11 protein-coding genes are annotated in these 12,620 nt (G+C 40.9%); 3 read left to right on the top strand and 8 right to left on the bottom strand.

Annotated elements, in window-relative coordinates; translation table 11 throughout:
- Positions 1-27 precede the first annotated feature (27 nt).
- Genes rfbB through IPO83_03390 form a run of 3 tightly spaced genes read right to left on the bottom strand, consistent with a single transcriptional unit; the run spans position 28 to position 3,051 of the window.
- A complete protein-coding gene (gene rfbB / locus IPO83_03400; protein ID MBK9730328.1) occupies positions 28-1,113 on the bottom strand; it encodes a dTDP-glucose 4,6-dehydratase in 1,086 nt (361 codons plus the stop codon).
- 24 nt (positions 1,114-1,137) lie between these two features.
- Positions 1,138-2,427, bottom strand: a complete 1,290-nt coding sequence (locus IPO83_03395) for a nucleotide sugar dehydrogenase (GenBank protein MBK9730327.1) — start codon at positions 2,425-2,427, stop codon at positions 1,138-1,140.
- A gap of 33 nt (positions 2,428-2,460) precedes the next feature.
- The gene (locus tag IPO83_03390) at positions 2,461-3,051 is read right to left on the bottom strand and encodes an N-acetyltransferase (protein MBK9730326.1); all 591 of its coding nucleotides are present in this window, start codon (positions 3,049-3,051) and stop codon (positions 2,461-2,463) included.
- Between the two features lie 175 nt (positions 3,052-3,226).
- On the opposite strand from IPO83_03390, the gene IPO83_03385 reads away from it, so the two are divergent.
- Entirely contained in the window at positions 3,227-4,519 is a 1,293-nt protein-coding gene (locus IPO83_03385; GenBank protein ID MBK9730325.1) for a choice-of-anchor L domain-containing protein, read from the top strand.
- A gap of 81 nt (positions 4,520-4,600) precedes the next feature.
- Here IPO83_03385 and IPO83_03380 read toward each other — a convergent pair whose 3' ends face one another.
- From IPO83_03380 to IPO83_03360, 5 genes are all read right to left on the bottom strand, one after another.
- Positions 4,601-5,548 (bottom strand): SDR family oxidoreductase, encoded by a 948-nt coding sequence (locus tag IPO83_03380; GenBank protein MBK9730324.1) that lies wholly within the window; start codon positions 5,546-5,548, stop codon positions 4,601-4,603.
- A 602-nt stretch (positions 5,549-6,150) separates the two neighbouring features.
- A complete protein-coding gene (locus IPO83_03375) occupies positions 6,151-7,884 on the bottom strand; it encodes a tail fiber domain-containing protein (protein MBK9730323.1) in 1,734 nt (577 codons plus the stop codon).
- A gap of 12 nt (positions 7,885-7,896) precedes the next feature.
- Positions 7,897-8,289 (bottom strand): hypothetical protein, encoded by a 393-nt coding sequence (locus tag IPO83_03370; GenBank protein ID MBK9730322.1) that lies wholly within the window; start codon positions 8,287-8,289, stop codon positions 7,897-7,899.
- A 12-nt stretch (positions 8,290-8,301) separates the two neighbouring features.
- Positions 8,302-9,285 carry a T9SS type A sorting domain-containing protein gene (locus IPO83_03365; protein ID MBK9730321.1) on the bottom strand — a complete coding sequence of 328 codons (984 nt, stop codon included), beginning with the start codon at positions 9,283-9,285 and terminating at the stop codon, positions 8,302-8,304.
- A gap of 448 nt (positions 9,286-9,733) precedes the next feature.
- The gene (locus IPO83_03360; GenBank protein ID MBK9730320.1) at positions 9,734-10,534 is read right to left on the bottom strand and encodes a hypothetical protein; all 801 of its coding nucleotides are present in this window, start codon (positions 10,532-10,534) and stop codon (positions 9,734-9,736) included.
- Between the two features lie 278 nt (positions 10,535-10,812).
- On the opposite strand from IPO83_03360, the gene IPO83_03355 reads away from it, so the two are divergent.
- A complete protein-coding gene (locus IPO83_03355; protein MBK9730319.1) occupies positions 10,813-11,247 on the top strand; it encodes a hypothetical protein in 435 nt (144 codons plus the stop codon).
- A gap of 227 nt (positions 11,248-11,474) precedes the next feature.
- Positions 11,475-12,620: thioredoxin family protein (locus IPO83_03350; protein MBK9730318.1), on the top strand; the 1,146-nt coding region annotated here is incomplete at its 3' end.

Raw genomic sequence — 12,620 nt, 5'->3', positions numbered from 1 at the left:
TCGACACGTCATTATTAGAGCCGATAATTAGCGTTTTACATATTGCTCCACATAATACTTCTGATAATCGCCCGAAGTAACATGCCGGAGCCACTCTTCATTTTCAAGATACCAGTCTACTGTTTTTGCAAGACCTTCTTCAAAAGTCAATGTGGGTTTCCATCCCAACTCATTGGTGATTTTTGAGGAATCAATAGCATACCTGAGATCGTGGCCTGCCCGGTCTTTTACGTAAGTGAGCAACTTTGCTGAGGAACCTTCTGCGCGCTGCAGTCTTTCATCCATGATCTTACACAACTGCATGATAAGGTCAATATTCATTCGCTCATTAAATCCGCCGATGTTATAGGTTGCGCCACTTTTTCCTTCATGAAAAACAAGATCAATGGCTGCAGCGTGATCTTCTACCCATAACCAGTCGCGCACATTTTCTCCTTTACCGTAGATGGGCACAGGTTTGTTGTTTTTGATATTGTTGATTGCCAACGGAATTAGTTTTTCGGGAAACTGAAACGAGCCATAATTATTGGAGCAATTCGTAACTAATACCGGAAGACCGTAGGTATGACCATAAGCGCGAACCAGATGATCAGCACTGGCCTTCGAAGCGGAATAGGGAGAACGAGGATCATACGCAGTGCTTTCTGTAAAGTATCCGCCATTATCGAGTGATCCAAAAACTTCATCGGTAGAAACCTGGTAAAAAAGATTTCTAACGGATGGATTTTGGATGGCAGCTTTATCATTTTTCCAGGTAACATTTGCCGCATTTAATAAGTTGACAGTTCCCACAATATTGGTGAAGATGAAATCCATTGGTGAAACAATGGAGCGGTCAACATGACTTTCGGCAGCGAGATGTATCACTGCATTAAAATGGTGCTCCTGAAACAATTGATTGATAAAACCAGCATCAATAATATCGCCTTTGATGAAACAATAGTTCGCAGCATCTTCCACATCGCGCAGATTTTCGAGGTTGCCTGCATACGTAAGATTATCGAGGTTGTATATAAGATACTGCGGATATTTTTTGATAAACCTTCGCACAACATGCGAACCGATAAATCCGGCGCCACCTGTTACCAATATTTTTTGCTGAAAGTCTGACATACAGTTAATTTAATATCCTTGATTTTACAACGACCAATACTTCATTTTAGTAATCTTCTTTCTGAAAGCACCTTTCACATCCATGAACAAAGCATCAGGTTTTGTGATGGAAAGAAAATAATCCTCCGTCAGGTTACGGAATTCGGCATGAATTACTGCCACGATCACAGCATCATAATCTTTTGCAATATTTTTCACCAATGAAAATCCATGCTGTTGCAACACTTCTTCATCCGGTGCATGTGGATCTGTTACTTCCACCTTCAATGAAAATTCTTTTAATTCATGAATCAGATCCACCACTTTAGAATTACGCAGGTCGGTGATATTTTCTTTAAAAGTCGCTCCCATCACCAATACTTTTGATTTGCCCGGATCTTTGCCCAGTTGGGTAAGCAACTGAACAGTTCTGCGTGCAATATGAGGACCCATATCATCATTTATTCTCCGTCCACTTGTAATTACTTCTGGCTCATAGCCCAATTCATTTGCTTTGTAGGTAAGATAATACGGATCAACACTGATGCAATGACCACCTACAAGTCCGGGGTAAAATTTGAGAAAATTCCATTTAGTGGCAGCCGCTTCAATTACATCATAGGTATTGATGCCCAGCAGTTGAAAAATGAGCGACAACTCATTCATCAAGGCAATATTTACATCGCGTTGTGTATTCTCAATAATCTTGGCTGCTTCCGCCACTTTGATGCTGGGCGCTTTGTGAATGCCGGCCCTTGCTGCAATGCCATACACCTTCGCTATTTCATCCAACGATTCTTCATCGCAACCTGAAACCACTTTCATAATTTTTTCAAGTGTATGCTCTTTGTCACCCGGATTAATTCTTTCCGGAGAATAACCAAGCTTAAAATCCTGCTTCACTTTTAATCCCGACCATTTTTCAATTACCGGAAGGCAATCTTCCTCGGTGCAGCCCGGATAGGTAGTTGATTCAAACACTACGTAATCACCTTTCTTCAAAACCTTTCCAATAGTTTCAGATGCCAGAAGCAGCCATTGCAAATCGGGCACATTGTGAATATCAACCGGTGTGGGAACTGCCACAATAAAAAAAGAGGCTTCCTTCAAAACTTTAATGTCGCTGGTAAATGTGATATCGCAATTTTCAAAATCAGCAGCAGTCATTTCACTGCTCGGGTCAATTTTTTTATTCAGCAGGTCAATACGTTTCGAATTGATGTCGAAACCAATCACACTGACATGCTTTGCAAAACCGAGCGCCACAGGCAATCCCACATAGCCCAGTCCTATTACAGCTAATTTTATTTTCTTATCAAGAAGTTCTTCAAACATAATTCAACGGGTTTGGCAACAACAGTTGCAGCACTACGGGTTTAATTTTTCCACCTCGTGATTCTTCAATACATATTTTTCGCCGCTCTCCGGACAAATTGCAATGTTGCTTTCATCAAATTGCAAACGGTGTCCGTATTCACTCATCCATCCGATTTGTTTTGCGGGATTTCCTATAACCAATGCGTAAGGTTTCACATCTTTTGTAACAACCGTTCCTGCACCGATAAAAGCAAATGTTCCAATCGTGTTTCCACAAATAATAGTCGCATTGGCTCCAATGGTAGCACCTTTTTTCACGAGTGTTTTTTCATACTGATTTTTACGTGAAACAGCACTGCGGGGATTGATCACATTAGTAAATACCATCGATGGACCCAGAAACACATCATCTTCACAGGTTACACCTGTATAGATGGAAACATTGTTTTGCACTTTCACATTGTTGCCCAACACAACATCAGGACTGACCACCACATTTTGTCCGAGGTTACAATTTTCTCCGATCACACATTGCGGCATTACATGACTGAAATGCCAGATGTGCGTACCCTTTCCAATGAAGCAGCCTTCATCAATCACAGCCGTTTCATGGGCAAAATAAATATGTTCATTAACCGGCATCTCGCTTTATAAAGGAATTTTTTGATTTACTCTAAGTCAGAGTTGCTGAATCGATTTCTGACCAATCATTTATCAGAGGCGCAAACTTAACAGATTTCAAACAGATATTAAATGGCAACTGAACCATCTGTAGCATTATTGTTTAACTTTGAAATTCCCATTAAACTTTTTAGCCATGAAAAAAATTTACACCTGTTTCTTTGTTGCCTTTCTGCTTCTAACAATTATCCCCCGACAATCAAAAGCTCAACTGGTAGTAGACACTGCAATTTCTGTGTCCACCATGATGCATGATTTTTTCGACAGCACTTGTGTCAGCATCAGCAATGTTACCTATAACGGCGCGTCAGTAGCTGTTGGATTTTTTGATGGATCTGCCACCAATCTCGGTATCAATGCAGGCATCATGATGACAAGTGGAAGTGTTTACAATGCCATCGGCCCGAATGATAACGGTTCAGTATCCCTGGCCAACAATCTTCCGGGAGATGATGCCCTGAATACGATTGCAGCATTCCCAACCTATGATGCCTGTGTGATTGAAATGGACATTGTGCCATCTCTGGATACGCTCTATTTTAAGTATTCATTTGGATCTGAAGAATATTCAGAATGGGTAGGAACCAATTTCAATGATGTATTTGCTTTCTACGTCAGCGGCCCCGGAATAACCGGCGAACAGAACATTGCAGTGGTTCCCGGAAACAGCAATCCCGTATCTGTGAATTCCATCAACTGCATAAATTCCAATCAGGAATATTATGTATGCAATAGCCTCGCTGATTGTCCTGCACCTTTGGCCTGTCCGGGTGACATCAACGAAACCACCTTGCAATATGATGGATTCACCGTACCCATTGCAGCTCAGATCACTGTTATACCAGGTGAAACATATCATGTAAAACTTGCTATTGCCGATGCCGGTGATGGCATTCTGGATTCGGGAATCTTTATTGGCGTGGAAAGTCTTTGTGGTGACGGACAACTGAAACCTGTTGCCGGATTCAGCGCTTCGCAGAATGACAATTTCGTACAATTTCATAACCTGTCGCGTTATGCCACCAGCTACACCTGGGACTTCGGTGATGGCATCACCTCTACAGAAACCAATCCTACGCATGCCTATGCAGCAAATGGTTTTTACAATGTGTCGCTAACGACTCAGAATTATTGCTGCACCAATGGCGCAACTGAAACCCTGAATATCGGAATGGCAACAGGAGTTCAGACAATCAGTGATAATTCAGTGCAGATTTTTCCTAACCCTTCCAATGGACTGGTTACCGTGCAACTCAATAACGGACAAGAAGGCATCGTGAAATTATACAACCATGCAGGAGTTTTATTAAGCTCATTTGAACTCACTTCAAATGCCACGCTTGATCTTTCTGCTTATGAAAAAGGCATCGTGTTTATGCAGGTGATCGTAAATGGAAATGTTTACCTGAAGAAAATTGAATTGAATTAATAGCCGGATCATCTTCAAAAAGAAAGGCGCTTTCAAGCGCCTTTTTTTATATATCAACCTGAACAAGAATCTTTCAATAGATTATTTTCCTAGTGCTTTCTTAAAGTATTCATAGGTAATATTCAGGCCTTCACTTCGTTGCACTTTCGGTTCCCATCCTAAAATGTTGCGGGCTTTGGTAATCTCCGGCTGCCGTTGTTTCGGATCATCAACAGGAAGCGGCTTGTAAACAACTTTCTGATCAGTCTGCGTGAGGGAAATAATTTCTTCAGCAAACTGACTGATCGTGATCTCATCCGGATTGCCAACATTTACCGGCATTGCATAATCGCTGAACAAAAGCCGGTAAATACCATCCACCAAATCACTCACATAACAGAAGGAACGAGTTTGTGATCCGTCGCCATAAACTGTAATATCTGATCCTGTGATGGCCTGGTAAAAGAAATTAGGCAACACACGTCCATCATTCAATCGCATCCTCGGACCGTAAGTGTTAAAAATTCTTATAATCCGGGTTTCCAATTGATGTGCATTGTGATAAGCCATGGTGATTGCCTCCTGGAAACGTTTTGCCTCATCATACATGCTGCGTGGCCCGACAGGATTTACATTGCCCCAGTATTCTTCTGTCTGCGGATGTACTAACGGATCTCCATACACTTCACTCGTGGAAGCAACAAGTATCCGCGCTTTTTTTGCGCGGGCAAGTCCGAGACAATTGTGAGTGCCCAATGAACCCACCTTCATGGTTTGTATCGGCCATTTCACGTAATCAACAGGACTGGCGGGTGATGCAAAATGAAGGATGTAATGCAATTCATCCGGCACATGTATAAACTTTGAAACATCATGATGATAAAATTGAAAATTCGAAAGTGGAAGCAGGTGTTCAATGTTTTTCATGTCACCGGTTATGAGGTTGTCCATGCCGATCACCTGGAACCCTTCACCCGCAAACCTGTCGCACAGGTGTGAACCAATAAATCCGGCAGCGCCGGTAATGAGGATGCGTTTATCTTTATTCATGTTTGCTTAAAAAATTATGGCGGCGAAGGTAACAAAAATGAGGGGGGGGGGGGGGGGGGCCAACTTGACCAGGAATAAAGGCAGGCATAACAGTTAAAGGATTCGGTGTGCGCTTTTGCATTATGCCCACCACCTGGTTTTTCTCACCCACAAAATCGCGCAAAAATTCGAAAGTTCCTGCGAATACTACAATTACCAATTATTTCCATTCCCCCCCCGCGAGCTTCACGGCAACCTTTGATGCAAAACCTGAGAGACTCTTTTTAAATATTTTAGGAATGATTCGTTAGACTTTACATGTACCAATTCAAGCGCTGCCTTTTATGAGAGGTCAATTTCTTGGTTCATGGTGAAATCAGATTTTACAACTTATCAAATGAATTTTGGGGGGGCCCCCCCGTCCCCTTCGGGAGACACGGGCGGTGTAAAGTGACGAGTGTTCCGCCTGTTAATCGTGGCTGTGAAAAAAATACATTGTTTGAATACAAGACGATCACTGTAATTGGCCACTTCAGGTGCTAACCATAACAACAGTTCAGCGTCAAAAGAAAAGAAGCCGACTCTTTATTAGAACCGGCTTCTGTTTTTTTAATAGTTCCTGACTAATCCTGTTTAATCATCTTCTTAGTACCGATCACGTTGCCATCTGCGATTAAAGAATAAGTATAAACACCATTTTCCAATTGTGATGATTGTACCGTAAGCTGACCACTGCCACGACCGATTATTTCAACACGATTGATTTCCCTTCCGGTTTCGTCAATGAAAATGATAGCGGCATGCTGAACCGATTCTTCAACATAATAAGGAATCGTACATTGATCCCTATTTGGATTGGGAATGCTTTGACCAAGATAAGTTTGATGATTTGATTTGAGTTCAACACTCTGCTTATTTACATTTTCAACTCCGTCATTTGAAGAGTTGCGCATTCCTAAGCCGCAGCAACCATCCAGTTGAGCCTGCAGTTCATTTACTTTTTGATCTTCTTGCTGAAGCGCTGAAATCAATATTGGAATAACCCCGATATAGTTCATGTACGAAACATCTAACGCTTCGTGAATTTGATTGCCATCAGCATCGTACTGTGCAGGAATTGTAAAGTTTTTTACCAGGCTCGGGTTTGTTTGATGAACATCTTCGGCAATCAAACCATATTGTAAGGTGCCGGGAAGATTCATAAAATGGAATTGTGCCGTATCGAAGTAATAATTTTTTGGATGCAACAGGTTTATCATCGAAAGTCCATCTGTCAATGGTTGAACGCCTGTTTTCAAAATTGCATCAGAAGGATTCCAAATGGTAGTTCCGCCTGCATTGCCATTGGCATACACGGCCCAGTTGGTGGTTCCACCGCCAGCTTGTCCATATACCCCATAATTTGTAGTTGCACTGCCGGATGCTACTCCGATTACACCGTAAGCAGCGGTTGTTGCACTTATCCCATCAAAATATCCACCGTATGCAGTAGTTCCACCAGTGCCGCTACCGTAGGTTCCGATATTTTCCCAAGATGCACCTGATACCGATGCGTGAGTTCCAAAATTGGCTGAAGACCCACCTGAATTTGTTACGGTATTGAGAACGTCAACACCATGAGTTGAAATATTCGATGAGCTGGCTGTTATTAAGTCCACGCCAACTCCATTGAATTTACCGGCTACATGCAGGCCATTACTCAGAGCCGTTGCATTAATATCCATTCTGTAGGAAGTGTTAGGTGAAGTAGTAGCAACTCCAACATTTGTTCCATCATCATAAAGCTGGCTGTTGCAAACATCAGTTACGGTTGTAGAAAATTTAGGAAGATAATTAACCGTATTTCCACCGGCACACGGACTTATAAAAGTGGTAGCATCTCTGTATTGAAGCAATCCGCTTGAACCTGAATTCCACATCAACACCTTTAGTTGTGTATTGTCTTTTGCCACGGTTTGAATAGCTGCTGTTCCATTTACATCAAGTGTTTGTGAAGGCGAATTCGTATTAATTCCGATTTTACCCAATGTCGTATTAGAAGGTACCATCCCTAAGGTTCCATTGCTTCCGGTAGTAAAGCTCGTATAGGCAGATCCTGAGATAAGTCTTAATTGCTCAGTTGTTCCGCCGGTAATAGTTTTAATTTCCAAATTTGCAGAGGTTGGATTTACATTAATTCCATGATTTCCACTACTAGATGCAATTCTCAAATCACCGTCAACATTTGTTTCAAAGATTGTAGACAAAGTGCCATGAGTATAAGATAACCTCAATTGGGGATCTCCACTTCCATCTACCACTTCCAATTTGTTAGTGGGATCATCAGACGTGGCAAAGTTTCCAATGCCCACCTTCATTGCTGTTGGACCTCAACTCAGAGGATTGATAATCAGATTTCCATTTGAACGCGCTTTGAAATCCGTATAATTGCTTGCATCATAGCTTATGCGGAATTGAGGTGAATTAGCAGCTCCCAAAACATCTAATAATCTGCTTGGAGAAGTCGATCCAATACCTACATTTCCTCCCGAAAGTATTGTCATTCGTTGTGTATTATTAGTCCAGAAATTGATGTTCAATGATGGAATAGTTTTAATGTCGAATGGAATTGTGCTTGTAGAATTAGCTCCCAAATACTCTGACCCATTAATCACGTCTCCTGTTGTATGCCACGTTTGTGCTTTAACACATTGACTTTTCGTTGAAATGAGAATAATCAAGATTGCTATTCCCAGTGATTTCTTTAGTTTTAAGTTTTTCATAAGTTTTATTTTTTAGTGATGAACAATAAATGAATTGAATACGTATCTTTTGTAACTGAATATTCCACACCAATACACACCATTCTCAAATTCTTTAGTATTAAATTCTTCATCATGCCGAATTTCTTTGTCATTTCTTTGTTCAACAACGATACCTTGGCTATTGAATATGGCCAGTCTATATACTCCACTTTGAGGCATTTCAACAATTAATTTATCATCAACAGGATTGGGATAAAGTTTAAGGGATATGTTTGGTTCAATTCCTCCAATGGAATTCCACGTTTCGCAATTACTTTTTGTTCCAGTCACACAGACATCATCAATGTAGTAATAGGCTCCAAGTGATGTGGGTCCATATGAAATAGCAGTTGTATATCCGGCATCGAAAAAATTTCCAAAAATCACATATTCATAATTAGAATCAGCAATAAACGAATTGCTGACTTGTGACCAGTTTAATGAATCAGCAATGACTGAATTTTCGTATATGTGGGCACTATTAGGCAAAGGATCGCTCGTTAAGCTATTTTGAGGCAGAATTGAAAACCGCGCTCCAACCTTATTCGTTGCCCAATTTATCGGATAATAAATTCCTTCTGTAGCCCATGAAATCTTGAAACTGACATAATAAGTTTGCCCAATAGTAAGAGGTTGAAGAAGATGAGTTCCCATGAATTCTCTATAGTTTTCACTTCCACCAGCTGGATTTCCATATGTATAAAAGCCACCGTATGCATTCCCTGATGAGGGATATTGATTTCCAAATCCATTTGAGGGCACATCAAATAAACCTAATGTATCGTCCACACAGGAATGGAAATAGTTAGGCGATCCTCGCATACTCATCCATCCCGCCGCATTTTCGACTAAACTGCCATAAATGTTATTTGGGCAATGAATGGAATCTTCAAAGTCTCCATTGGTCACTAAGTTCTGCGCTGAGGAGTTTAACGTTGAAAGAGCACACAACAAAATTATGTACAGGTTTTTCATAGCAAGATGATTTGGTTTTTCTGAAAGCTACCAAAAAATGCGCCTCCTCGTCCTTTAAAAAAGACATTGGCAATAGAGTAGAATGGCGTTTCTGAATACTTCTTGATTTGAGAAATCATTGAAACAAAAAGAATCGCTTCAACCGGTACTTACGCCGTGAAACGCTGTGAGCGATCAGGCGAAGTACCAAACAGGAATTGAAGGATGCAAGGAATGTATATAGCAGAAAACTTATAATCAGTATAGGTGTGATAAGAAAACGAAAAATGAATTCTTTAACGATGAAGAGGCTATTTAATACTTGCAGCAGCATAATGGTTATTAAAGATTTGTATGTAATACGCACTTAATATGTTTAAGTTACCGGTTTTAAAATTATTTTTTCAATATTGAAAGAAAATGGATTTGCGTTTTATTCAGGCACACGAACCATCCGCTCATGGATTTGCTACATTCGCGCGCCAGGCGTGTTTGGATTTACATTAATTCCATGAAGGCCGGAAGTAGATGCAATTCTCAAATCACCGTCAACATTTGTTTCAAAAATTGTAGACAAAGTGCCATGAGTATAAGATAACCTCAATTGGGGATCTCCACCTCCATCTACCACTTCCAATTTGTTGGTGGGATCATCAGACGTGGCAAAGTTTCCAATACCCACCTTCATTGCTGTTGGACCTGAACTCAGAGGATTGATAATCAGATTTCCATTTGAACGCGCTTTGAAGTCCGTATAATTGCTGGCATCATAACTTATTCGGAATTGTGGACTGTTAGCCGAGCCAAATACATCTAGCAGCCTGCTTGGAGCTGTAAAATTTCCGATGCCCACATTTCCACCAGATTTAATAATCATGCGTCCGTTTGCACCTCCTGTTTGGAAAATCATATCACCTCCGCCATTCACCGCCTCTAAATAAAAATGATTGTCCGCATTATTATAAATAGTTCCAAATTCAGTGGGTGTTCCTGAAACCATTCTAAGCAAGCGCCAGTAAGACGCAGTTGATGAGGGTGCAATCGTGCGAAACAATTCCCCAGTATTAACTGAGTATGCCGAACTTCCATCGACTTGAAGCATGGATGAAATTGTTGTATTCGTTCCAATACCTACCTTATCGGTATTTTGCAATGTCGTAGCATAGTTATTACCGCTTACTGCCTGCCACATTTGAGCTTTAACCCAGCTTATGGGCGACATTAGAATGACTGAAAGGCAAATTGCCTTTACTAAATTTTTGTTTTTCATTTTGTTTGAATTTTATTGCTTGATGAAATATCCGTGGCAAATTTTAATGCCATCAGAAACCTGCAGTAAATAAAATCCTGCTTTTAAATTAGAAACATCAATGCTTTGGCCTGTATAAATTTTTACACCGCCCCCGTGTCTCCCGAAGGGGACACGGGGGAATTCAATGCCTGTAATTCTTATCTTCCGCACATATATTTTATATGTAAGGCAAGACCATTCACGATCTCCCTGGGCAATTATACTTCTGCAAGTTCACCTGCACCAAGTGGCTTCCATTGTTTGAAGTTACCAAATCTTATGACCAGGTTTATAAATGGTTTGAAATCATAACAGTTAAAGGATTTCAGGTGTGCGCTTTTGTCATTATGCCCAACCACCTGCATTTTATCCTGGCTACACCACTTGATCACCCAAGGTTAAATACATTGATCAGCAATGGAAAAAGATTCATGGCATATGGAATAGTTGCCAGGTTGCGTCAATACGACAATTACCAATTACTGGATCAATTAAGCAATGCAGTCACCACCAGTGATCGAAAGCGTGGAAAACTGCACCAGGTGTTCCGGAATTCCTTTGATGCAAAACCTGTGAGAGATAGGAAAATGCTGCATCAAAAGATTAATTACATTCATCACAATCCTGTAAGAGGAAAATGGAATCTCGCTAGCGACTTTACACTGTACCAGTGTAAGCCCTGCCTTTTATGAGTATCAAAGACAGTGTAAATTTCCTTTGGTTCATTATGGTGAAATCATAGAAGGCTTTTGACAACTTATTAAATTGCTTTTTGTCGTTGAATCCCCCGTGTCCCCTTCGGTAGACACGGGGGCGGTCTAATTTACCTAATTCTGTTTGCCTGATACAGATGTGAGATGTAATCTTACCTCTTCCATCCTCCTTTATCTAAAGGTACAGATGCGGGCAACATCGTTTCATGTGCAGGACATTTTTTACTTTCGTTTGTCCTTATCAATGTTCCATGCAACGCTTCGCACTTTTCTTTCTATTGCTGCTTCCGAGTTTTGTAGAGGCACAATCACAACAGCTCTTTCGCGACATCAGCTATAAGGAAGCCCTGGAAAAATCTTCAATGGAATCGAAACCTGTTTTCCTGATGTGCTATACTTCGTGGTGTGGCCATTGCAAGAAAATGAAGGAAGAAGTGTTTATTGACAGCTCATTGATTGCCTATTACAACGCCAATTTTATCTGCATAAAAATTGACATGGAAGCCGGCGAAGGCATTGACCTTTACAAGAAGTTTGCAGTTAAAATGTATCCGACTTTTATTTTTCTTGATAAGAATGGAACTACGTTATATCGCCTGATGGGCGAATTCAAACCGGCTGAATTCATAGACCAGGGGAAAAGTGCATTGACCGTTGAAAAACAATTGCCTTACCTGCAAAAGCAGTTTGATGATGATGTGTCCAATCCTGATAAGTGTTATGCTTACCTGATGGCTTTGCGGCGCGGCGCGATGGATTATACTGCAGTTGCATCAAAATATTTCGCCACAAAAAAAGATTCGGATTTATTGAATGAAATTAACTGGAAGATCATTGCGAACGGAGTTAGCGACATCAACTCATCGCAATTTCAATTTGTGCTGACGCATCAGAAAGAATTTTCAGCCATTGCTTCTCCTGGAAGAGTGCAGCGCAAAATCAGTAACATCGTTACAGAAACACTTGCACCAATGGTAGAAGCAAAAGATACAGCAAGTTATTTCCGCAAACGTCCTTCGGCTGCTGCCATTCATAATTTCAAGGTTGATTCAGTGCTGTTCCTCTACGACAAAGAGATTTATGAGCATACGTTCAACTGGAATGGTTATAAAAATGTCTGTTTATCCGGTGCAAAAAATTTCGCCTGGAACGATTATCACCAGTTGCATGATATGGCCGATGTATTTTACAAAAACATAGAAGATATGACGGCGCTCAGTCAGGCCGCCCTGTGGGCACAGCATGCAACAGTTTTAAACCCTGAATATTCCACTTTTATAGTGAGTGCGCGCCTCTTTCAAAAAACCGGAGATAAAACCAATGCCATCAGCATGGCGCAGCAGGGTAAAGAT

It is taken from the genome of Chitinophagaceae bacterium, from assembly GCA_016717285.1.
Classification (GTDB): domain Bacteria; phylum Bacteroidota; class Bacteroidia; order Chitinophagales; family UBA10324; genus JACCZZ01.
This window is presented reverse-complemented; position numbering and strand designations above follow the sequence as displayed.

Bases quoted from the DNA above. Each gene is read 5' to 3' on its own strand.
- IPO83_03365 (MBK9730321.1), bottom strand. From the start codon at position 9,285: ATGAAAAACCTGTACATAATTTTGTTGTGTGCTCTTTCAACGTTAAAC.
- IPO83_03375 (MBK9730323.1), bottom strand. From the start codon at position 7,884: ATGAAGGTGGGCATTGGAAACTTTGCCACGTCTGATGATCCCACTAAC.
- IPO83_03390 (MBK9730326.1), bottom strand. From the start codon at position 3,051: ATGCCGGTTAATGAACATATTTATTTTGCCCATGAAACGGCTGTGATT.
- IPO83_03360 (MBK9730320.1), bottom strand. From the start codon at position 10,534: ATGAAAAACAAAAATTTAGTAAAGGCAATTTGCCTTTCAGTCATTCTA.
- IPO83_03370 (MBK9730322.1), bottom strand. From the start codon at position 8,289: ATGAAAAACTTAAAACTAAAGAAATCACTGGGAATAGCAATCTTGATT.
- IPO83_03395 (MBK9730327.1), bottom strand. From the start codon at position 2,427: ATGTTTGAAGAACTTCTTGATAAGAAAATAAAATTAGCTGTAATAGGA.
- IPO83_03385 (MBK9730325.1), top strand. From the start codon at position 3,227: ATGAAAAAAATTTACACCTGTTTCTTTGTTGCCTTTCTGCTTCTAACA.
- rfbB (MBK9730328.1), bottom strand. From the start codon at position 1,113: ATGTCAGACTTTCAGCAAAAAATATTGGTAACAGGTGGCGCCGGATTT.
- IPO83_03380 (MBK9730324.1), bottom strand. From the start codon at position 5,548: ATGAATAAAGATAAACGCATCCTCATTACCGGCGCTGCCGGATTTATT.